Genomic DNA, 20,991 nt, shown 5'->3' with positions numbered 1-20,991 from the left:
CGCTCATTGGGTATAGGGTAGCGGTCCTGATATTTTCAGGTACTTCATTCTGATTTGTGATCAAGTAGTTCCATTTTTTTGCTATCCAGCGCGGCGCGATTGGCGGATATTGGTGCATTCACTGCGTGTGTTTTCCCACGCTGTTTCCCTTTCTCTGCCTCCATCCAAGCTAGCGAGCCGCCATGTCCACCACCCCTGTCGCCACCTCCCTCGTGTCCGAAGTCGATCAACTGCTGCAACGCCTGGGCGTGCCCCGCACGGCGTACACCGGCGGCACGCTGGCGGCGCGATCGCCCATCACGGGCGAGGTGCTGGCCCAGGTGCCACAGCAAAGCGCGACCGATGCCACGGCCGCCATCGGCCGCGCGCATGCGGCTTTCCAGGCGTGGCGCAATGTGCCCGCACCGCGCCGGGGCGAGCTGGTGCGCCTGCTGGGCGAGGAACTGCGCGCCGCCAAGGCGGACCTGGGCCTGCTGGTGACCATCGAGGCGGGCAAGATCCCGTCCGAAGGCCTGGGTGAGGTGCAGGAGATGATCGACATCTGCGACTTTGCCGTGGGCCTGTCGCGCCAGCTGTACGGCCTGACGATTGCCACCGAGCGCCCCGGCCACCGCATGATGGAAACTTGGCATCCGCTGGGCGTGTGTGGCGTGATCTCGGCCTTCAACTTCCCGGTGGCCGTGTGGTCGTGGAACGCCGCGCTGGCGCTGGTGTGTGGCGATTCGGTGGTGTGGAAGCCGTCGGAGAAAACGCCGCTCACGGCCCTGGCCACGCACGCGATTGCCCAGCGCGCCATTGCGCGCTTTGGCAGCGACGCACCCGAGGGCCTGCTGGAGCTGATTGTGGGCCAGCGCGACCTTGGCGAGGTGCTGGTGGATGACGCCCGCGTGCCCGTGCTGTCGGCCACGGGCTCCACCGCCATGGGCCGCGCCGTGGGCCCGCGCCTTGCAGCGCGTTTTGCGCGCGGCATTCTGGAGCTGGGCGGCAACAACGCAGCCATCGTGGCGCCCACGGCAGATTTGAACCTGGCCCTGCGCGGCATTGCGTTCGCCGCCATGGGCACGGCGGGCCAGCGCTGCACGACGCTGCGCCGCCTGTTTGTGCACGACAGCATTTACGACCAGCTGGTGCCCCAACTCGCCAAGGTGTACGCCAACGTGCAGGTGGGTGACCCGCGCACCGCTGGCACGCTGGTGGGCCCGCTGATCGACCGCATGGCTTTTGACGGCATGCAAAAGGCGCTGGAGCAAAGCCGCGCGCTGGGCTCCACGGTGCACGGTGGTGGCCGTGTAGAAGGCATCGGCGGTGCGGATGCGTACTACGTGCGCCCTGCGCTGGTGGAACTGCAAAAACACGAAGGCCCCGCGCTGCACGAAACCTTTGCGCCCATCCTTTACGTAGTGCGCTACGGCACCATTGACGAAGCCATTGCCATGAACAACGCCGTGGGCGCGGGCCTGTCGTCGTCCATCTTCACGCTCAATGTGCGCGAGGCTGAACAGTTCATGTCGGCCGCTGGTTCGGACTGCGGCATTGCCAACGTGAACATTGGCCCCAGCGGCGCCGAGATTGGCGGCGCGTTTGGCGGCGAGAAGGAAACGGGCGGTGGGCGCGAAGCGGGCTCGGACAGCTGGAAGGCCTACATGCGCCGGGCGACGAACACCATCAACTACTCCACCGCATTGCCACTTGCGCAAGGCGTGACGTTTGACGTGTAACCCACGCGCTGGTTGCCCTGTTCATGTTGATCGCTAAGGAATCACACCCCATCGTCATCATCGGCGGTGGTGTCATTGGCAGTGCGGTTGCGTACTTCCTCACGCTGCAGCAACCGGGCTGCGAGGTGGTGGTGGTTGAGCGCGACCCGACCTATGCACGTGCATCGTCGGCGCTGTCGGCCAGCTCCATCCGCCAGCAGTTTTCGACCGACATCAACATCCAGATTTCGGCCTACGGCATTGGCTTTCTGCGCAACGTGGGCACGCTCCTGGCCTGCAACGGCGATGTGCCCAACATCGGTCTGCACGAAGGCGGCTACCTGTACCTGGCCACGCAGGCAGGCGAGGCCACGCTGCGCGAGAACCATGCGTTGCAAAGGCAGTACGGTGCCGATGTGGCGCTGCTCAGCCCGCAGCATCTGGCCGGGCGATTTCCGTGGCTGGCACTGCAGGATGTGACGCTGGGCTCGCTGGGTTTGTCGGGCGAAGGTTGGTTTGATGGCTACCTGCTGCTGACGGCGCTGCGCAAGAAGGCACAGAGCCAGGGCGTGCGCTATGTGGCCGATGACGCGGTAGGCCTCGACACTGCGGCCAGCGACGGCGTGCTGCATGTGAACGCAGTACGCCTGCAAAGCGGCACCGTGCTGCCTTGCCGCTACGCCGTGAACGCGGGCGGCCCGTGGGCGGCAGCCATTGCGGGCTGGGCGGGCATTGATTTGCCCGTGGTGGGCAAGCGTCGCACCGTCTTCAACCTGGCCAGCCCCGCAGCGCTGCCGGGCTGCCCGCTGCTCATCGACACCAGTGGCATCTGGCTGCGGCCCGAGGGCAAAGGCTTCATCTGCGGCTTTGCGCCCGACGCCGACAACGACGCCGACTTTGCCCCGCTGGAGCCCGAGTACGACGCGTTCGAGGACTACATCTGGCCCACGCTGGCCGAGCGCATTCCGGGCTTTGAGGCGCTGCGCATGCAGGGTGCCTGGGCGGGCTACTACGAGATGAACACCTTCGACCACAACGCCATCGTGGGCCTGCACCCGGCGTGCGACAACCTGGTGTTTGCCAACGGCTTTTCGGGGCACGGCCTGCAGCAGTGCCCGGCGGTGGGGCGCGGCCTGGCGGAGTGGATGTTGACGGGCGGCTACCAGAGCCTGGACCTGTCGCCGCTGTCCATCGAGCGCATTGCGCGCAACCAGCCGTTGCTGGAGAAAAACGTCATCTGAGCCTTGAGCCCCCTGCGGCGATGCCCCGGCGCACCGCCCGTTCGATTTTTCCTTTTTTTGGTATTTCTGCTTTCGACGCTTTCCAACCTGCCAATCACAACACCACCGGAGACAACGACCATGGCAATTTCCCGCAAGACATTCACCGCGCTCGCCGCAGGGCTGGCACTGGCCTACACGGCTTTTGCACCCGCGCAGGCACAGACCCCATCCACCCCCACGCTGGAGAAAATTAAGGCATCTGGCAAGGCGGTGCTTGGCGTGCGCGAGACCTCGCCGCCCATGGCCTACGCACTCGGCGCCAACGAAAAATACGTGGGCTACCACGTGGAGCTGTGCGAGCGCGTGCTGAAAGAAGTCGCGCCCGACGCCAAGCTTGAATACATGGCCGTGACGGCGCAAAACACGCTGCCGCTGGTGCAAAACGGCACGCTCGACATCGGCTGCGGCCCCACCACCAACAACACGGCGCGCCAGCAGCAGGTGGCCTTTGCGGTGACCACCTACGTGAGCGAAGTGCGTATGGCGGTGCGCAAGGATTCGGACCTGAAGTCCATCAGCCAACTTGCCGGGCGCACCATCGCGGCATCCACCGGCACCACGGCCGTACAGTTGCTGCGCAAGCAAGAGCGAGCACTGGGCGGCACCGCCATCAAGACCGTGCTGGGCAAGGACCACCACGAAAGCTTCCTGCTGCTGGAAACAGGCCGTGCCGATGCCTTTGTGCTCGACGACAACCTGCTCGCCGGGATGATCGCCAACTCCAAGGACCCATCTGCCTACCGCATCGTGGGCGAACCGTTGGGTGCCGAGCCCATCGCACTGCTGTTCCGCAAGGACGACCCCGCCTTCAAGGCCGCGGTGGACGGTGTTCTCACCAAGCTCATGCAAAGCGGCGAGATGGAAAAGATCTACACCAAGTGGTTTGTAAACCCCATCCCACCCAAGAACATGAGCCTGAACCTGCCGCTGGGCACCACGCTGCGCCAGCTGTTTGCCACGCCCAACGACAAGCCCCTGGAGACCTACCAGCAATGAACGCCGCCGTTCCTGCCACGGCCTTCCGCGCGGCCGACCGCATCAGCGCCATCGGTGTGTCCGACATCGTGCGCATCACTCAGGCCGCCAACGAGCTCAAGCGCCTGGGCCAGCCCGTCATTGTGCTGGGCCTGGGCGAGCCCGACTTTGACACGCCCGCCCACGTGATTGAAGCCGCGCAGCAGGCCATGGCGCAGGGCGACACGCACTACACGGTGCTGGACGGAACGCCCGCGCTCAAGGCGGCCATCCAGCTCAAGTTCCGCCGCGACAACGGCCTCGCGTTCGCCTCCAACGAAATCACGGCGGGTGCCGGCGCCAAGCAGGTCATCTACAACGCGCTGATGGCCAGCCTGAATCCCGGCGACGAGGTCATCCTGCCCGCGCCGTACTGGACCTCGTACGCCGACATGGTGCTGATTGCCGGTGGCGTGCCTGTGGTGGTGCCCTGCAGCGAAGCCAACGGGTTTCGCATCACGCCCGAACAGCTCGACGCGGCCATCACGCCGCGCACGCGCTGGGTGTTCATCAATTCCCCCTCCAACCCCAGCGGCACGGCCTACAGCGCCGAGCAGTTGCGGCCTATTCTGGAGGTGGTGCTGCACCACCCGCAGGTGTGGGTGCTGGCGGATGACATCTACGAGCACATCCTGTACGACGGGCTCGCGTTTGCCACCCCCGCAGCCGTGCTGCCCGCACTGCGCGAGCGCACGCTGACGGTGAACGGTGTCTCCAAGTCGTACGCCATGACGGGCTGGCGCCTGGGCTACGGCGCCGGGCCCAAGGCACTGATCGCGGCCATGGCAGTGGTGCAAAGCCAGGCCACATCGTGCGCGTCGTCCATCAGCCAGGCCGCTGCGGTGGCTGCACTCACCGGCCCGCAGGACGTGGTGGCCGAGCGCTGCCGTGCGTTTCAGGCGCGGCGCGACCTGGTGGTGGCGGCCCTCAACGCATCGCCGGGCCTGCGTTGCCGCGTGCCCGAGGGCGCGTTCTACACCTTTGCCAGTTGCGAAGGTGTGCTGGGCCGCACCACGCCGGGCGGTGTATTGCTGCGCACCGACGCCGATTTTTGCGACTACCTGCTGCGCGAGTTCCATGTGGCCGTGGTGCCAGGCAGCGTGCTGGGGCTGGCGCCGTACTTCCGTATCTCGTACGCTGCCAGCATGGCCGACCTGCAAGAGGCCTGCGCGCGCATCCAGCGCGCGTGCAAGGCACTGTTCTGAGTTCTTGTTCTGTTTTGTGAAATGACCGTCTGACATGACTACCGCACCCACCACCTCCCGCACGGGCGGCCAGATCCTGGTCCGCCAGCTCATCACCCACGGCGTGAAGCAGCTGTTCTGTGTGCCGGGCGAGAGCTATCTGGCCGTGCTCGATGCCCTGCACGATGCCGACATTGCCGTGACGGTGTGCCGCCAGGAAGGCGGCGCGGCCATGATGGCCGAGGCACAGGGCAAGCTCACGGGCCAGCCCGGCATCTGCTTTGTGACACGCGGGCCGGGCGCCACCAATGCGTCGGCCGGTGTGCACATCGCGCACCAGGATTCGACCCCCCTGATCCTGTTCGTGGGCCAGGTGGCACGCGGTGCCATGGGGCGCGAGGCGTTTCAGGAGCTGGATTACAGCGCGGTGTTTGGCACCATGGCGAAGTGGGTGGTGCAGATTGACGACCCGGCACGCGTGCCGGAGCTGATCTCGCGCGCCTTCCATGTGGCCACCTCGGGCCGCCCCGGCCCCGTGGTGGTGGCGCTGCCCGAGGACATGCTGACCGAAGCCGCCAGCGTGGCCGATGCGTTGCCCTACCAGGTGACCGAGACGCACCCAGGGGCTGCGCAGATGGCCGAGCTGGCCCAACGCCTGAAGGCCGCGCACCAGCCCGTGGCCATTCTGGGCGGTAGCCGCTGGTCCGAGCAGGCGGTGCGCGAGTTTGTGGCGTTTGCCGAGGCTTGGTCACTGCCGGTGTATTGCTCGTTCCGGCGGCAAATGCTCTTCCCGGCCAACCACGCCTGCTATGGCGGCGACCTGGGCCTGGGGGTGAACCCGCGGCTGTTGGCGCGCATCCGCGAGTCCGACCTGGTGCTGGTGGTGGGCGGGCGCCTGTCAGAGATCCCGTCGCAGGGCTACGAGCTGTTTGCCATCCCCAACCCCACGCAGCCGCTGGTGCATGTGCATGCCGATGCCGATGAGCTGGGCAAGCTGTACCGGCCCGCGCAGGCCATCCACGCAACGCCGCAGGCATTCACGGCGGCGCTGGCGGGTGTGCGGCCAGCGGGGGCAGTGGCCTGGCATGCCCATGCGGAGATGGCACGGTCGGAGTACATCCTGTGGAGCGACACCAACCCCATCCAGATCCCCGGCGAGCTGCAGATGGGCCAGGTCATGCAGCATCTCAAGTCCACGCTGCCGGCCAACACCATCTTCTGCAACGGCGCAGGCAACTTTGCCACCTGGGTGCACCGCTTCTGGCCGTTTACCACTTATGCCAGCCAGCTGGCGCCCACCAGTGGCTCCATGGGTTACGGCCTGCCTGCGGGTGTGGGTGCCAAGCGCCTGTGGCCGCAGCGCGAGGTGGTGGTGTTTGCGGGCGACGGCGATTTCTTGATGCACGGACAGGAGTTTGCGACCGCTGTGCAGTACGGCCTGCCCATCATCGTGGTGCTGCTCGATAACGCCATGTACGGCACCATCCGCATGCACCAAGAGCGAGAGTACCCCGGCCGCATCAGCGCCACCCAGCTCAAGAATCCGGACTTCAAAGCCTACGCCCAGGCCTTTGGCGGGCATGGAGAGCGGGTAGAGCGCACCGAAGACTTCGCTCCGGCTCTTGCCCGTGCACGCGCGAGCGGCCTGCCCAGCGTGTTGCACTGTTTGATCGACCCCGAGGCCATCACGCCCACGGGCACGCTGCAGGGCATTCGCAGCGCGGCGATGGCCAGGCGATAGTCCCTTCATGCCCGGTGGCAGCAGTCTGTCACTGTGCCGCGCACAATAGCGGGCGTGACCGTTTCAGCGCCCGATTTCCCCGATAACGAGCCCGCAACTGCCGCCCCGCCACAGCGCCAGGGGCAGCGGCTGCGCCGCATCGCCCATCTCGATATGGATGCCTTTTTCGCATCTGTCGAACTGCTGCGCTACCCGCAGCTCAAGGGCCTGCCCGTGGTGATTGGGGGCGGGCGGCGCAAGGTGGATGAACTGTTGCTGCAAGGCCCGGATGGCACGGGCTTGCGGGAGCGGCATTTCATCCCGGTGGAGGACTTTCCGCTGCTCAAGGACTATGTGGGCCGGGGCGTGATCACCACCGCCACCTACCCCGCGCGGCAGTTTGGTGTGGGCTCGGCCATGGGGATGATGAAGGCCGCCAAGCTGTGCCCGCAGGCCATTGTGTTGCCGGTGGATTTTGACGAGGTGCGGCGGTTTTCACGCCTGTTCAAAAGCACCATCATGGAGATAGCCCCCGTGATGCAAGACCGGGGCGTGGACGAGGTGTACATCGACTTCACCGACGTGCCCGGCGGCCAGCGCGAAGGGGGCAGGGTGCTGGCGCGGCTCATCCAGAAGAGCATCTTTGACGTGACCGGGCTGACTTGCTCGATTGGCGTGGCGCCCAACCGGCTGCTGGCCAAGATGGCCAGCGAGTTCAACAAGCCCAACGGCATCTCCATCGTTTACGAGGAAGACCTGCAGACCAGGATCTGGCCGCTCAATGTGCGCAAAATCAATGGCATTGGCCCCAAGGCCGGTGAGAAGCTGGCACGGCTGGGCATCGAAACCATCGGGCAGCTGGCGGCGCAGGATGAGCAATGGCTGATGGGCCACTTTGGCAAGTCCACCGGGGCGTGGATGCACCGGGTGGCCTGGGGGCGGGACGACAGCCCGGTGGTGACCGAGAGCGAGCCCGTGAGCATGAGCCGCGAGACCACGTTCGACCGCGACCTGCACGCAGTGCGAGACCGCGCTGAACTGGGCGCGATCTTCACCGACCTGTGTATGCGCCTGGCAGAAGACCTGCAGCGCAAGGGCTATGTGGCGCGCACCATCGGCATCAAGCTGCGCTACGACGACTTCAAGATCGCCACGCGCGACCACACGGCGAACCTCTACACGGCCGACGGCGCCACCATCCGCCAGCTGGCCGGGCAGTGTCTCAAACGCGTGCCGCTGGACAAGCGCCTGCGGCTGCTGGGCGTGCGGGCCAGCACGCTGGCGCGGCGGGGCGAAGAGCCCGTGCTGGAGCCACGGGCTGGGGCAACGGCAGAAGCGCGCCGACGCAAGCCAGGCTCCGCAGATCGCGCAGATGGCGCAGAGGGTGTGGGTGGCACGGCGCAGCTTTTTTAGCGCGGGTTGACGTCGTTTCCTGCCAGTTCACGGCCCGGTGGGGTCGTGGCAATCGGCGTAAACACCCAGAGTGAGACCTGCCTGCATCGCCTGTTGCGTTCCTATACTCGCCCGCATATGGCCACTGCCACCGATGTTCCTTCCGCCAACCTGCAAGCGTTGATCCGCGCCGCAGCCGGGGGAGACCATGCCGCCTTCGCGCAGATCTACCAGCGCACCCACGTGCATCTGTTCGGCGTTGCCGTGCGTATGTTGGGACAAGGACAGGCGGCCGAGGATGTGCTGCAAGAGGCGTATGTGAGCATCTGGAAGAACGCTGGGAGCTACCGCAGCGAAGTGGGCGGGCAGCCTATCCAGCCCATGACATGGCTGATCGCCATCGTGCGCAACAAGGCGCTGGACGCCTTGCGCGTCCGCGCCCGGCGGCCTGAAAGCGCCTGGAACGACACCACGGAGCTTGCAGGCAGCGATGGGGATGGCAGCGACGCGCCGCCGGGTGCTGCGTCTGCATTGGCCCCCGCACCCAGCGCACTGCATCTGCTGGAGCAGGCCACCCAGGCGCTGCGCATCGAAGGCTGCATGAATGCGCTGGACGGAAGCTACCGGCAAAGCTTGGCACTGGCTTACTACCAGGGCCTGTCGCATTCCGAGGTGGCGGCGCAGATGGGCGCGCCCCTGGGTTCGGTCAAGGCCTGGATCCGGCGGGGCCTGGAGCGCCTGAAAAGCTGCCTGGCCGCGCAAGGGGTGGGCGCATGAGGTACACCCACCCCGCGCTGCTGGATCACCTGGCGTCTGCCTACGTGCTGGGCACGCTGGGTGGTGGCGCGCGCCGCCGCTTCGAGCGGCTGCTGCGCGATCGCAGCGATGTGCAGCTGTTGGTGGCGCAGTGGGAAGGGCGGCTGGGGATGCTGGCCCGTTCGGTGCCGGTGCAACAGCCACCGCAGCGCGTGTGGGCCGCCATAGAGGCGCGCACCCGGCCGCGCGATGTGAAAGACGCAGCCGCGCAGGGCGGTTGGGCCGGTCTGCTGTGGCGGCGCCATGGTGTGTTGCAGGGCTTGGCGGGTGTGGTGTTGGGTGTGGTGGCCGCCGTGGCCCTGGTGGCTGCGGTGCCAACCTTGTTCGTGTCGAGCGACCAGGTGGCCCTGCGCGCAGGGGACAAACTGCCGCAGGCCTATGTGGGCCTGCTGACGGACGAGGCGGGCAACGGCAAGGTGCTGGTGAGTTCGCTGCGCCATGGACGCACGCTGACGGTGAAGGTCATCGGGCCCATCACGCTTCCAGCGATGCCAGCGACTTCAGCGACGATGGTGGGTGCAGCCCCCCAGCTGGTGCTGTGGGCGGTGCCAGCTGACGGTGCCCCGTTTGTGTTGGGCACGGTGCCGGTGGCGGGTTCTGCGGTGTCGGTGTTGTCCGATACGTCGGAGAAGCTGCTGCTCAAGGTCAGCAAACTCATGGTGACGCTGGAGACATCGGCAACGCCGCAGGTGCCCAGCAGCACCGTGCTTTTCACCGGCAACTGCGCCAAGCTGTGGTGAGCGGCGCAAGGCCTCCATAGGCTTTGCAAAAATAATTGTCCGGTGCTGCATCCGTTTTGCATTCCGTGTCGTTTATCTGGGGTGCCGGTCTCCGGCATGGGGCCAGCGCGGCCTCCGACCATTCCAACTTCACGTTTTCAGGAGCTTCCCATGCCTTCATTCCCTGTTCGCCCCTTGATGTCTGCGCCCCTGCTGAGCCTGGCGCTGGTGCTGTTGCCCGTGTTGGCACTGCCCGTGGCCCACGCGGCCGATATGCCCACCACGCCAGTGGAGAACGCACGCATTGACGACTTTGCCGTGGGCAAAAAAGCCATCGAAGCCAAGAACTGGGCGCTGGCGGCCAGCAGCTTCAGCAAGGTGGTGGCCCAGAATCCTCAGAACGCCGATGCCTATAACCTGCTGGGCTACTCCAACCGTTGGCTCGGCAAATACGACGAGGCGTTTGCGGCCTACAACAAGGCGCTGGCGCTGGACCCCCGCCACAAGGGAGCGCTGGAATACTCGGGCATGGGCTACCTCAAGGTTGGCCAGAAGGCGCAGGCCGAAGCCCAGCTCGCCAAGCTGCAGGCCATCTGCGCGCAGTGCGAGGAGACCACCGATCTGGCCAAGGCCATTGCGGCCTACAAGCCGGCGCAGTAGGAGCGGCTAAAAAACCCTTCCTGCGTTGTTGCTGCGTCTGGTCGTACTACCCGTACTGCCTGCGACGCAGCGCCTCGCCAGAACCGCTGCGCTGGGTTTTGTTATCCGCTTTGTATCGTTTTCAGGCGCCTGATTTTTAGTGTGTAAGGCGCTGTTGGCCCGTTAGACTTGATCGGTATCAAGCGGTAACGAATAGCGTGCCGCGCTGCCTGCCTCTGCTGCAGGCCCATCAGGAGCCAACATGCGCATCAACCTGCCGGTGACCCTGCAGAACTTCGACTATTCCGGCGATGAACTGCTGGTGTCCAGCACCAACACCAAGGGCGAGATTACCCACTGCAATCCAGCGTTCGTTCGCGTGAGCGGCTACAGCTACGACGAACTCATTGGCCAGCCGCACAACCTCATCCGCCACCCCGACATGCCCGCCGAGGCCTACAAGGACATGTGGCGCACCATTGGCCGGGGGGAGCCCTGGACGGGCCTGGTCAAGAACCGCCGCAAGAACGGCGACCACTATTGGGTGCGCGCCAATGTCACCCCCATCATGGAGGGCGGCAAGCCACGTGCCTACATGTCGGTGCGCACCAAGCCCAGCGCGGCAGAAATTTCTGCTGCCGAAGCCCTGTATGCCCAGATGCGCAGCGAGGCGGCATCGGGCGCGAGCAGCTTCTACCTGGACTCGGGCAACGTGCGCTACCGGGGAGTGCGTGGCTGGCAGCAGCACCTGGCGCAGATGGCGTTGCTGCCGCGCATGGCGATCCTGCTGCTGGTAACGGTGCTGCTGGCCTTGTTGCCCGATGTGATGGGTCTGCAAGGCACCACCGCCTGGGTAGCCCGCCTGGTGTTGCTGTTGCTGGGGGCGGGGTGGACGCTGTGGCGCTTTCAGGCCACCGTGTTGCAGGGCGTGCACGATGCCACCCGCTTCGCGTCCGACATCTCGGCCTGCAACCTGGCCACGTCGGTGGGCACTGACTATCCCCAACCCCTGGGCGCGCTGATGCAGCGCCTGCTGCAGACCCAGGTCAACCTGCGCGCAGTGGTGGGCGATGTGCGCACCGAGGTGCGCAACTTCATTGACTCAGCCGACGAGATCTCGCGCGGCGGCCTGGACCTGTCGGCCCGCACCGAATCGCAGGCCAGCAGTCTGGAAGAGACTGCTGCGGCCATGGAGCAACTGGCCAGCACGGTGCTGGAGACCTCCGAGACTGCCGCCAAGGTCTCGCGCGAGAGCGCACAGAGCAGCGACATCGCCAAGCGCGGCGGCCAAGCGGTGCAAGAGGTGGGCGCCGCCATGCAGCAGATGAAGTTGTCGTCCACCAAGATCAGCGAAATCGTGGGCGTGATCGAGGGCATCGCCTTCCAGACCAATCTGCTGGCCCTGAACGCCGCCGTCGAGGCGGCCCGTGCCGGCGAGCAGGGGCGGGGTTTTGCGGTGGTGGCGGGTGAGGTGCGGGCGCTGGCCCAGCGCAGCGCCAGCTCCGCCAAGGAGATCAGCGGTCTGATCGGCGTGACGGTGAACCAGATCGCCAGCGGTGCCCAGCAGATGGGCCATGCCGGCACCACCATTGAGGGCGTGGTCGATGCAGTGGAGCGCGTGAGCACGCTGGTGCAGCAGATCAGCAGTGCCACCAAAGAGCAGTCGCAAGGCATCGCCCAGGTCAACGAGGCGGTGACGCAGCTGGACACCGTGACGCAGCAGAACGCGGCGCTCGTCGAGGAGTCTGCGGCGGCGGCGCAGGGGCTCAAGGAGAGTGCGGTGTCGCTGGGCCGCTCGGTGGATGTGTTCCGGCTGGGGTAACGGGTAACGGGTAACGGGTGCTGTGGCGAGCGACCGCCAGCCACGCAGACCTTGACGAATGCTTACTCGTAACTTACAGTGATTTTCCCGTTTTCCGGGAGATCACCATGACCATCAACGAGCTGCAACGCATCAAGCAGTGGCATGTCGCGCACAAGGCAGACCACCCGCTCGAATACCACCTGTGGGACCTGGTGTTGACGGTCTGGATGCTGGGCTGGGTGGGCTGGTTTCCCATCATCGCTTTTGGCGAGCCGTGGACCGCGCCGCTGTGCCTGATGGGTATCTTCGGGCCCAGCCTCTATGTCACCTGGCGAACGCGTGCCCACCTGCGCCACACCCTGCGGTGCGACTGGATCGATGTGCGGAGCTGATGGACGCGACTGACGGCGGCTGGGCCTACTGCCGTGCCGTGCGCACGTTGCGCGGCAGACCTTGCGGGTGGCTGGTGCGCAGCGGGTTGATGTCCAGCCCGCCCCGGCGCGTGTAGCGCGCGTACACAGTCAGTTTGATGGGTTTGCAGCGCGTCCACACATCCATGAAGATGCGCTCCACGCACTGCTCGTGGAACTCGTTGTGGTTGCGAAAGCTCACCAGGTACTGCAGCAGCCCTTCCTGGTTGATCTGCGGGCCGCTGTAGCTGATCTGCACACTGCCCCAGTCGGGCTGGCCGGTCACCAGGCAGTTGCTTTTGAGCAGGTTGCTGGTCAGGGTTTCGGTCACGGGTGCCTCGTTGAACGTGGCCGTCAGCAATTCGGGGGTTGGCTGGTACTGCGTGCATTCCACATCCAGGCGGTCCAGGCTCAGGCCGTCCAGTTCATGCACGGGTTCCTGGTCGAACAGCTCCGGCGCGATGAGCCTCACGCCCACGGTGGCCGAGTGTTCCGCGCCACGCCACGCGGCTTCGCTGATGTCGGCACGGATGCGCGCCTGCACTTCGGCCGCATCGGCAAAACGGGTGTTGTTGAAGCTGTTGAGGTACAGCTTGAACGACTTGCTCTCCACGATGTTGGGCGTTTCGCACGGCACGGTGATGTGCGCCAGCGCCACCTGCGGCTTGCCGCGCAGGTTCAGCCACGACAGCTCGAATGCCGTCCACAGGTCGGCCCCGAAGAACGGCGCGGCGCCGGTGATCCCGATTTCGGCGCGCTTGCCAGAGCGGGGGATGGGGAACAGCAGCGATGCGTCGTACTGGTCCACGTAGGCGGAGGACTTGCCGAGTTGGGATTGTTCCGGGGTGTTCATAAATGCTATCAAATTTATAGCTAATAGCGCTTTATGGATAAGCGCTAGAGCCTGTTTTTACTTGAATTCCCGTTCGCGCAGCCACTTGGTGGCGATCCACTTCTCGCCCGCGATCACCGGCGCACCTCCGTGCAGCGTGCGGGTGGACGGGTGCGGGCGCTCATAGCTGAAGAACACCGCATTGCCGCGCTGCGGCGCGACCTCCAGGTGCACGTCGGGGAAGGTGGTGCCGCCGCCTTTTTCGGGGGTGTTCAGGTACATCACCAGTGTGCCCACACGTTGCCCGCCGCGTTGGACGATGGTGGGTGTGCCGGGCTCGGCGGGGTCGAAGTAGTCGTAGTGCGGCTTGTATTCGGCGCCTGGGCGGTAGTGCAGCACCTGCAGGCCCTCGCCGTTCTCGATGGGCCAGTTCAGCAGGCGCGCAATACGTTCTTCGATGCGCTGGATCAGCGGGCTCTGGCCGCGCTGGAAGAACATGCCGTCGCTGGTGCGGTCGTCATTGATTTCCTCGCCGCCCGTTTTGGTGGCCACGGTGAGCGAGCGCGCCATGCGCGGCGCAGCGTCCGCGATGAGGGCGTCGCATTCTTCGGGCGAGAGCAGGTTGCCAAACACCACGATGCGCGGCTGGGCCATGGCCAGCAGCACATTCACGGTGCGGTCGCCACAGTCCACCTGGGCGGGCGATGCATCCAGCTGGGGCTCGGGCACAGGCACGGCGGCGGGCTGGCCTTGTTGTACGGCCAGTTCGTTCAGGTGGTCTTGCAGCGTGACCTCCAAGGCGTCGGCGGCCACGTCTTCATCCCAGCCCGCATCGCGCATGGACTGCAGCACCACGGGCGCGGCGTAGCCGGCCTGGGCCTGTTCGATGATCCAGCGGCGCAGCTCGGGCGTGATGGCCTGCCGCACGGCGCTGGCGCGCTGGTGGGTGGTTGGGGTGCTGCTGTCGGGGTGCTGCTCAGAACGCGATGCCATGGCGGTCCTTCAACGTGAATGGGGTTAGCAGAGTCAGGCGGTGGGCAGGGTCTTGCGCCGGAAGACCAGGCGCTCGGGCTCGGATGATGCCGGGGCAAAGGCATAGCCGTCCAGATCAAACCCTTCGAGCTTGTGCGGCGTGGCCACCCGATGCGTGATCGCATAGCGCGCCATCAGGCCCCGCGCACGTTTGGCATGGAAGCTGATGATCTTGTAAGCGCCGCCTTTCCAGTCTTCGAACACACATTCGATGACACGGGCCTTGAGCGCCTTGCGGTCGACGGACTTGAAGTATTCCTGCGACGCCAGGTTGACCACCACGGGGGTCGTGTCGGCGCGCAGGCGGGTGTTGAGGTGCTCGGCAATCTGGCTGCCCCAGAACTGGTACAGGCTGCTGCCTGCGCTGGTGGCCAGGCGCGTGCCCATTTCCAGGCGGTAGGGCTGCATGCGGTCCAGCGGCCGCAGCACGCCATAGAGGCCGCTCAAGATGGCCACATGGCTTTGTGCCCAGTCCAGGTCCTGCGGGGCGAGCGTGCGGGCGTCCAGTCCCTCGTACACATCGCCGTTGAAGGCCAGCAGCGCCTGGCGCGAGTTGGCGGCCGTGAAACGGGGGCGCCAGGCCTGGTAGCGCGCCACGTTTAGCGCGGCGAGCTTGTCACTCAGGTCCATCAGCGAAGCGATTTGCTGCGGAGATTGCTCGCGCAGCACCTCAATGAGCGCGGTGGATTGCGCCACAAACTGGGGCGTGGTGTGTGGCAGGCCTTCGGGCAAGGGCGTGTCGTAGTCGAGCGATTTGGCGGGAGACAGCAGGAACAGCATGGAGGCAGAAGGTCCGTGGATCTCGGAAGGTGAAGCAGGTGGCCGGGTGGGCTGCTGCGATTCTGGGGAGGCGGTGGCTCGAAATGGTACCTGTTGAAGGACTGTCTTCGGGCGCTTGCGGGCATTGGCAGGCTCCCGCAAAAGAAGAAGGCGGCCTGGGCCGCCTTCTTTTTGCATAGCTGCGGCTCCCGGAGGGGCAGCAGCTGTTTTCAGCGCATCAGGCCGAGGGAGTCTGCTCAAACGGCAGCTTCATGGCAGACAGGTCGCGGCGGGTTTCCACCAGCACCAGCGGGCCTTCGTCCAGCACTACTGCAGGTGGGCGCTCGCGCGGCACGCGGATGGGCTTGGGCTCGGCGGCAATCGCAGCTTGCACGGCAGCGATCTTGTCCATGTCGGAGTTGACCCACTGCAGGCCCGACGCGGCAGCCACTTGCTGCAGCTCGTCGATGGGCAGTGCGAACGCCTGGACGCGGGGCAGACCGTTCGCAGCGGGTACCACCGGTGCGACGGGTGCCGCAGCGGGTGCAGGTGCTGCAACAGGCGCTGGTGCCGCCACAGGTGCTGGCGCGGCCGCCACCGGGGCTGCTACCGGCGCGGCGACAGGTGCAGCAACGGGGGCCGGTGCGTGGGCCGGGGCGGGCGCGGGTGCTGCCACAGGCGCTGGAGCGGGTGCCGCTGCCGCTGGCTCCGCTGCAGGGGCCGTGAAGTAGCTGCGGCGTGGCGCTTCGTCCTGCGCGGGTGCTGGCTCGGCCTGCGTGGGGTCGAAATCCAGCATCGCCGGTGCGGCGGCTTCGGCATTGCCGTTGTTGTCACGCGGACCGCGTTCGCCACGCTCGCGGCGGTCACGGCCGTAGCGGTCGCGCGAACGGCGCTCGCGACGCTGTTCTTCTGCAGCGGCTCCATTGCCGTTGGGCTGAGCGTCGTTGCCGGACAGGTCCAGATCGGGCAAGGCAGCCAGTGGCGCTGTGTCGGCAAAGTCGCCAGGCGCTGCGGCAGCGGCCGTTTCCTGGGCTTCCACCGCGCGGGGGGCGCGCTCGCCACGTTCGCCACGGTTGCCGCGATCCCCACGTTCACGGCGTGGGCCGCGTTCGCCACGGGGCTGCTGGGTGGGTTGGCCTTCTGTGCTGTTGCCGGGATTGCCAGCGTTGGGGCCTTCCACCTGTGCGGTCACGGCGGTGTTGTTATCACCGTTCAAGCCCGCGTTCTGGTTGCGCGGCTCGGTGTTGTCACGGCGGCCACGGCCGCCTCCTTCACGCCCTTCGCGTCCATTGCGGCCACCGTCGCGGCCTTGGCCTTCGCGGGCCTCGCCTTCGGGGCGGCGCTCGGCGTCGCGGGGTGCGCGGCCTTCGGCCGAGCGTTCGCCACGGCGGCCCCGGCCTTCGCCGTTGCCTTCGCGGTTGCCGTCACGGGGTGCGCCTTCGCGCTGGCCGTCCCGGTTGCCGTCGCGGCCACCACGGCGGCCACGGCCTTCACCGTTGCGGCCATCGCGGCGGGGTTCGCCACGGGCGGTGGTCTCCGGGGCTGCTGCCGGTGCGGGTGCAACCACGGGGGCAGGGGCTGCCGGTGTGGTGCCAACGCCGAACAGGCTCTTGATCCACCCAAAGAAGCCTTGCTCTTGGGGGGCGGCCGCAGCCGGGGCTGGCGTTGCCACGGGGGCGGGTGCTGGCGCGGTCGCAGCGGCAGGGCGCTGGCCGGCGCGTGGTGGGCGGGCGGCGCCTTCGGCACGGGGCTCGGCCACCGGGGCGGGTGCGTCGGGCAACACGCCCTTGATCACCGGCGTCTGCTTGTTGGTGGGCTCTTGCGAGCGGCGCGTCACGGCGGTGGGGTCTTCCACTTCTTCGGCAAGCTTGTAGCTGGCTTCGATGTGGTCCAGGCGCGGGTCGTCGTGCTTGAGGCGTTCCAGGCGGTAGTTGGGGGTTTCCAGCGTCTTGTTGGGCACCATCAGCACGGCCACGCGCTGCTTGAGTTCGATCTTGGCGATCTCGGTGCGCTTCTCGTTCAGCAGGAACGAGGCCACTTCCACCGGCACCTGGCAGTGCACGGCGGCCGTGTTGTCCTTCATCGACTCTTCCTGAATGATCCGCAGGATCTGCAGGGCCGACGATTCGGTGTCGCGGATGTGGCCCGAGCCGCCGCAGCGGGGGCAGGGGATGGACGAGCCTTCGCTCAAGGCGGGCTTGAGGCGCTGGCGGCTCATTTCCATGAGGCCGAACTTGCTGATGGTGCCGAACTGCACGCGGGCACGGTCCTGGCGCAAGGCGTCGCGCAGGCGGTTTTCCACTTCGCGGCGGTTCTTGCTCTCCTCCATGTCGATGAAGTCGATCACGATCAGGCCGCCCAGGTCGCGCAGGCGCATCTGGCGGGCCACTTCGTCGGCAGCTTCCAGGTTGGTGCGGGTGGCGGTTTCCTCGATGTCGCCGCCCTTGATGGCGCGGGCCGAGTTCACGTCCACGGACACCAGCGCTTCGGTGTGGTCGATCACGATGGCGCCACCCGAGGGCAGCTGCACGGTGCGGGCGTAGGCCGATTCGATCTGGTGCTCGATCTGGAAGCGGCTGAACAGGGCGGCGTCGTCGCGGTAGCGCTTCACGCGGGCGGCATGCTCGGGCATGACGTGCGCCATGAACTGCTGTGCCTGTTCGTAGATGTCGTCGGTATCGATGAGGATGTCACCGATGTCGTTGTTGAAGTAGTCGCGGATCGCGCGGATCACCAGGCTCGATTCCTGGTAGATCAGGAAGGCGCCCTTGCCACCCTTGGCGGCGCCGTCGATGGCATTCCACAGCTTGAGGAGGTAGTTCAGATCCCACTGCAGCTCGGGCGCGGTGCGGCCAATGCCGGCGGTGCGCGCGATGATGGACATGCCGTTCGGGTATTCGAGCTGGTCCATCGCCTCCTTGAGCTCGGCGCGGTCCTCGCCCTCGATGCGGCGCGAAACGCCACCGCCCCGGGGGTTGTTGGGCATCAGCACCACGTAGCGGCCAGCCAGCGAGACGAAGGTGGTCAGGGCAGCGCCCTTGTTGCCGCGCTCTTCCTTTTCAACCTGGACCAGCAGCTCCTGGCCTTCCTTGATCACCTCATTGATGCGCGCCTGGCTGGGCGAGACACCGGGGGTGAAGTAGCTGCGCGAGATTTCCTTGAACGGCAGGAAGCCATGGCGGTCTTCGCCGTAGTCCACAAAACAGGCTTCCAGCGAGGGCTCGACGCGCGTGACGACGGCCTTGTAGATGTTGCCCTTGCGCTGCTCGCGCCCTTCGATTTCGATTTCGTAGTCGAGGAGTTTTTGTCCGTCGACGATGGCCAGGCGCCGTTCTTCGGGCTGCGTGGCGTTGATGAGCATCCGCTTCATGATGCGATTCCTTCAGTGTTTCGCGGACAGCAGCGGAGCAGCCAACCGTGACCCACGGAGAGGGCTGCGCGGGCTGCCGCCCACAGTTTCCAAACCAATGCAACAAGCTCTACAGGAGCTGTGAATGCCTGGACTGACGCATCGAAACGAAGGGAATTGCCGGGGATGCCAATGATCTGCTGCGCTCTAGCGCAGCATCGGGAGGCAGGGGCGCGTGGATGGGGGCGAGTGGTAGGAACGCAGTTTTGCTAGCAAAAGAGTAGCTGATTGCGCTTGCTGGCTGTGCGCTGAGGGCGATTTTGAGCATGCAGCCAAAGGCCGCAGCCTCCGCCACAGGGTCACCATCCATGCCATCAACAACCACATGCTCGCTTTGATCCGCTGGCAGGCTGCGCCCGGGTAGGGAACATCTGCCAGCTTGGGGGATTCCGTATCAGTGTTTCAATCTGTCAGCCCGCCGCACGGCGTGCTGGCCACCACAGGCATCTGGCCTGCAATCTGCGCGCACGACGCCCGCTGGCATCGACCTGCCTGCACGAGGGGCAAGGGCTGTGTGGACTAAACTCCAGACAAATCAACCACTTACATAACAACGCGCAGGTGAAACACATTATAGGGGCCAAACCGCCCGCCGCCCCTGGGGGGCTTCCCGCAGCCCGCCTGGTGGAAGTGGATGCTGACTCCGCAGGCCAGCGGCTCGATAACTTTTTGATACGCCACTTGAAAGGTGTGCCTAAAACGCATGTCTACCGCATCATCCGCAGCGGCGAGGTGCGCATCAACAAAGGCCGCGTGAGTGCCGACACCCGCGTGGAAGCAGGGGACGTGGTGCGCCTGCCTCCTGTTCGAATTTCAGACAAGGTGGCCGAAAAGGCCGAGCGCCCGGCGCCCGCGCGCGAATTCCCCATCCTGCTCGAAGACGAGCACCTGATCGCCATCGACAAACCTGCTGGCGTGGCGGTGCATGGCGGTAGCGGGGTGAGCTTTGGCGTGATCGAGCAGCTGCGCCAGGCGCGGCCGGCTTCCAAGTTCCTGGAACTGGTGCACCGGCTGGACCGCGACACCTCGGGCATCCTGCTGGTGGCCAAGAAGCGGTCTGCGCTTACCCACCTGCAGGACCAGTTCCGCGAGCGAGAAACGGGAAAGACCTATCTGGCACTGGTCACGGGCACCTGGCCTGCCAACAAAAAAGTCATCGACCTGCCCCTGCACAAATACCTGCAGGCTGACGGCGAGCGCCGCGTGCGTGTGACCACGGCCGACGACCCGGATGGCATGCGGTCCATCACACTGGTCAAGGTGCGCAGCACCGTGCCCGCGCGCGCTGCGCAGGGCCTGCCCGCCATGTCGTTGCTGGAGGTGACCATCAAGACCGGTCGCACCCACCAGATTCGTGTGCACCTGGCCAGCCAGGGCCACGCCATCGTCGGGGACGACAAATACGGCGACTTTGACCTCAACAGGCGCCTTCAGAAGCTCTCGATGAAGCGCATGTTCCTGCACGCATGGCGGTTACAGTTCAATCACCCCGCTTCGGGCGAGCGTGTGCAGCTGATTGCCGAGCTGCCCCGCGAGCTGGCCGATTTTGTGTCCCCTGCCTGACGATCCTGCGCGAAGAACCCCCTCCATGTCTGCCAAAAACTTCCGTCCGCGCCGCTTCGACCTCATCGCCTTTGACTGGGATGGCACCCTGTTCGACTCCACCGCCATCATCGTGCGCTGCATCCAGGCGGCGGTGCGTGACGTGGGTGGCACCGTGCCCACCGACAAAGAGGCGGCCTATGTGATTGGCATGGGCTTGATGCAGGCCCTGGCCCATGCGGCGCCGGATGTGCCAACCGAAAAGTACACCGAGCTGGGCAACCGCTACCGCTTCCACTACATCCAGCACCAGGACGACCTGAGCCTGTTCGACGGCGTACTGCCCCTGCTGAACGACCTGCGTGAACGCGGCCACCTGCTGGCCGTGGCCACGGGCAAAAGCCGGCGCGGGCTGGACGATGCGCTGCACTCGGTGGACTTGCGCGGCGTGTTTGACGGCTCGCGCACCGCCGACCAGACCGCTGGCAAGCCGCACCCGCTGATGCTGCAGGAGCTGATGGCCGAATTTGACGTGGCGCCGGAGCGCCTGCTGATGATTGGCGACACCACCCACGACCTGCAGATGGCGGTCAACGCGCGCTGTGCGAGCGTGGGGGTGAGCTATGGCGCGCATGAGCCCGACGCCTTTCACGCGCTCCAGCCGCTGGCGGTCGTGCATTCGGTGCGCGAGCTGCACGATTGGCTGCTGCACAACGCGTGACGCCGGATATTGGAGCGG

At 65.9% G+C, this 20,991-nt stretch carries 17 protein-coding genes; 13 read left to right on the top strand and 4 right to left on the bottom strand.

Features of this window, described 5'->3' with window-relative positions:
• Positions 1–182 precede the first annotated feature (182 nt).
• From amaB to AC2YJX_RS12870, 11 genes are all read left to right on the top strand, one after another.
• Positions 183–1,718 carry an L-piperidine-6-carboxylate dehydrogenase gene (gene amaB / locus AC2YJX_RS12920; RefSeq protein ID WP_487256251.1) on the top strand — a complete coding sequence of 512 codons (1,536 nt, stop codon included), beginning with the start codon at positions 183–185 and terminating at the stop codon, positions 1,716–1,718.
• A 23-nt stretch (positions 1,719–1,741) separates the two neighbouring features.
• Positions 1,742–2,938, top strand: a complete 1,197-nt coding sequence (locus AC2YJX_RS12915) for an NAD(P)/FAD-dependent oxidoreductase (RefSeq protein ID WP_487256250.1) — start codon at positions 1,742–1,744, stop codon at positions 2,936–2,938.
• A 120-nt stretch (positions 2,939–3,058) separates the two neighbouring features.
• A complete protein-coding gene (locus AC2YJX_RS12910; RefSeq protein ID WP_487256249.1) occupies positions 3,059–3,976 on the top strand; it encodes an amino acid ABC transporter substrate-binding protein in 918 nt (305 codons plus the stop codon).
• Positions 3,973–5,199, top strand: coding sequence for a pyridoxal phosphate-dependent aminotransferase (locus AC2YJX_RS12905; protein WP_487256248.1), 1,227 nt, complete (start codon positions 3,973–3,975; stop codon positions 5,197–5,199). Before AC2YJX_RS12910 ends, AC2YJX_RS12905 begins: the two co-directional genes overlap by 4 nt.
• A gap of 34 nt (positions 5,200–5,233) precedes the next feature.
• Positions 5,234–6,919, top strand: coding sequence for a thiamine pyrophosphate-binding protein (locus AC2YJX_RS12900; RefSeq protein ID WP_121505732.1), 1,686 nt, complete (start codon positions 5,234–5,236; stop codon positions 6,917–6,919).
• 153 nt (positions 6,920–7,072) lie between these two features.
• Entirely contained in the window at positions 7,073–8,311 is a 1,239-nt protein-coding gene (locus tag AC2YJX_RS12895; protein WP_121505733.1) for a Y-family DNA polymerase, read from the top strand.
• 117 nt (positions 8,312–8,428) lie between these two features.
• Positions 8,429–9,067: an RNA polymerase sigma factor gene (locus AC2YJX_RS12890; protein ID WP_431150094.1), complete on the top strand. Its 639-nt coding sequence runs from the start codon at positions 8,429–8,431 to the stop codon at positions 9,065–9,067.
• A complete protein-coding gene (locus tag AC2YJX_RS12885) occupies positions 9,064–9,846 on the top strand; it encodes an anti-sigma factor (protein ID WP_487256247.1) in 783 nt (260 codons plus the stop codon). Before AC2YJX_RS12890 ends, AC2YJX_RS12885 begins: the two co-directional genes overlap by 4 nt.
• Before the next feature lie 150 nt (positions 9,847–9,996).
• Entirely contained in the window at positions 9,997–10,485 is a 489-nt protein-coding gene (locus tag AC2YJX_RS12880; RefSeq protein ID WP_228896713.1) for a tetratricopeptide repeat protein, read from the top strand.
• A 241-nt stretch (positions 10,486–10,726) separates the two neighbouring features.
• Positions 10,727–12,286: a methyl-accepting chemotaxis protein gene (locus tag AC2YJX_RS12875; RefSeq protein WP_487256246.1), complete on the top strand. Its 1,560-nt coding sequence runs from the start codon at positions 10,727–10,729 to the stop codon at positions 12,284–12,286.
• A gap of 107 nt (positions 12,287–12,393) precedes the next feature.
• Positions 12,394–12,660 carry a hypothetical protein gene (locus tag AC2YJX_RS12870; RefSeq protein WP_487256245.1) on the top strand — a complete coding sequence of 89 codons (267 nt, stop codon included), beginning with the start codon at positions 12,394–12,396 and terminating at the stop codon, positions 12,658–12,660.
• 25 nt (positions 12,661–12,685) lie between these two features.
• Here the strand turns inward: AC2YJX_RS12870 and queF are convergent, their stop codons facing one another.
• From queF to AC2YJX_RS12850, 4 genes are all read right to left on the bottom strand, one after another.
• Complete coding sequence (gene queF / locus AC2YJX_RS12865; protein ID WP_487256244.1) at positions 12,686–13,531, bottom strand: NADPH-dependent 7-cyano-7-deazaguanine reductase QueF; 846 nt, start codon at positions 13,529–13,531, stop codon at positions 12,686–12,688.
• A 57-nt stretch (positions 13,532–13,588) separates the two neighbouring features.
• A complete protein-coding gene (locus AC2YJX_RS12860; protein WP_121505739.1) occupies positions 13,589–14,503 on the bottom strand; it encodes a 2OG-Fe(II) oxygenase in 915 nt (304 codons plus the stop codon).
• 33 nt (positions 14,504–14,536) lie between these two features.
• Positions 14,537–15,322 carry a peroxide stress protein YaaA gene (yaaA, locus tag AC2YJX_RS12855; protein WP_487256243.1) on the bottom strand — a complete coding sequence of 262 codons (786 nt, stop codon included), beginning with the start codon at positions 15,320–15,322 and terminating at the stop codon, positions 14,537–14,539.
• 217 nt (positions 15,323–15,539) lie between these two features.
• On the bottom strand, positions 15,540–18,671 hold the full coding sequence (locus AC2YJX_RS12850; protein ID WP_487256242.1) for an Rne/Rng family ribonuclease: 3,132 nt from the start codon (positions 18,669–18,671) through the stop codon (positions 15,540–15,542).
• Positions 18,672–19,271: 600 nt separating this feature from the next.
• Here AC2YJX_RS12850 and AC2YJX_RS12845 point away from each other — a divergent pair.
• Together AC2YJX_RS12845 and AC2YJX_RS12840 are read left to right on the top strand one after the other, a co-directional pair.
• The gene (locus AC2YJX_RS12845) at positions 19,272–20,273 is read left to right on the top strand and encodes an RluA family pseudouridine synthase (RefSeq protein ID WP_487256241.1); all 1,002 of its coding nucleotides are present in this window, start codon (positions 19,272–19,274) and stop codon (positions 20,271–20,273) included.
• 25 nt (positions 20,274–20,298) lie between these two features.
• Positions 20,299–20,973, top strand: a complete 675-nt coding sequence (locus tag AC2YJX_RS12840; RefSeq protein WP_121505742.1) for an HAD family hydrolase — start codon at positions 20,299–20,301, stop codon at positions 20,971–20,973.
• The last annotated feature ends 18 nt before the right edge of the window (positions 20,974–20,991 follow it).

The organism is Acidovorax sp. SRI_002 (assembly GCF_057586455.1).
The sequence above is the reverse complement of the archived record's forward strand: the minus strand, read 5'-3'. Positions and strand labels throughout refer to the sequence as shown.

Excerpts from the sequence above, each read along its gene's own strand:
- amaB (WP_487256251.1), top strand. The coding sequence starts at position 183 with ATGTCCACCACCCCTGTCGCCACCTCCCTCGTGTCCGAAGTCGATCAA.
- AC2YJX_RS12915 (WP_487256250.1), top strand. The coding sequence starts at position 1,742 with ATGTTGATCGCTAAGGAATCACACCCCATCGTCATCATCGGCGGTGGT.
- AC2YJX_RS12910 (WP_487256249.1), top strand. The coding sequence starts at position 3,059 with ATGGCAATTTCCCGCAAGACATTCACCGCGCTCGCCGCAGGGCTGGCA.
- AC2YJX_RS12905 (WP_487256248.1), top strand. The coding sequence starts at position 3,973 with ATGAACGCCGCCGTTCCTGCCACGGCCTTCCGCGCGGCCGACCGCATC.
- AC2YJX_RS12900 (WP_121505732.1), top strand. The coding sequence starts at position 5,234 with ATGACTACCGCACCCACCACCTCCCGCACGGGCGGCCAGATCCTGGTC.
- AC2YJX_RS12895 (WP_121505733.1), top strand. The coding sequence starts at position 7,073 with ATGGATGCCTTTTTCGCATCTGTCGAACTGCTGCGCTACCCGCAGCTC.
- AC2YJX_RS12890 (WP_431150094.1), top strand. The coding sequence starts at position 8,429 with ATGGCCACTGCCACCGATGTTCCTTCCGCCAACCTGCAAGCGTTGATC.
- AC2YJX_RS12885 (WP_487256247.1), top strand. The coding sequence starts at position 9,064 with ATGAGGTACACCCACCCCGCGCTGCTGGATCACCTGGCGTCTGCCTAC.
- AC2YJX_RS12880 (WP_228896713.1), top strand. The coding sequence starts at position 9,997 with ATGCCTTCATTCCCTGTTCGCCCCTTGATGTCTGCGCCCCTGCTGAGC.
- AC2YJX_RS12875 (WP_487256246.1), top strand. The coding sequence starts at position 10,727 with ATGCGCATCAACCTGCCGGTGACCCTGCAGAACTTCGACTATTCCGGC.
- AC2YJX_RS12870 (WP_487256245.1), top strand. The coding sequence starts at position 12,394 with ATGACCATCAACGAGCTGCAACGCATCAAGCAGTGGCATGTCGCGCAC.
- queF (WP_487256244.1), bottom strand. The coding sequence starts at position 13,531 with ATGAACACCCCGGAACAATCCCAACTCGGCAAGTCCTCCGCCTACGTG.
- AC2YJX_RS12860 (WP_121505739.1), bottom strand. The coding sequence starts at position 14,503 with ATGGCATCGCGTTCTGAGCAGCACCCCGACAGCAGCACCCCAACCACC.
- yaaA (WP_487256243.1), bottom strand. The coding sequence starts at position 15,322 with ATGCTGTTCCTGCTGTCTCCCGCCAAATCGCTCGACTACGACACGCCC.
- AC2YJX_RS12850 (WP_487256242.1), bottom strand. The coding sequence starts at position 18,671 with ATGAAGCGGATGCTCATCAACGCCACGCAGCCCGAAGAACGGCGCCTG.
- AC2YJX_RS12840 (WP_121505742.1), top strand. The coding sequence starts at position 20,299 with ATGTCTGCCAAAAACTTCCGTCCGCGCCGCTTCGACCTCATCGCCTTT.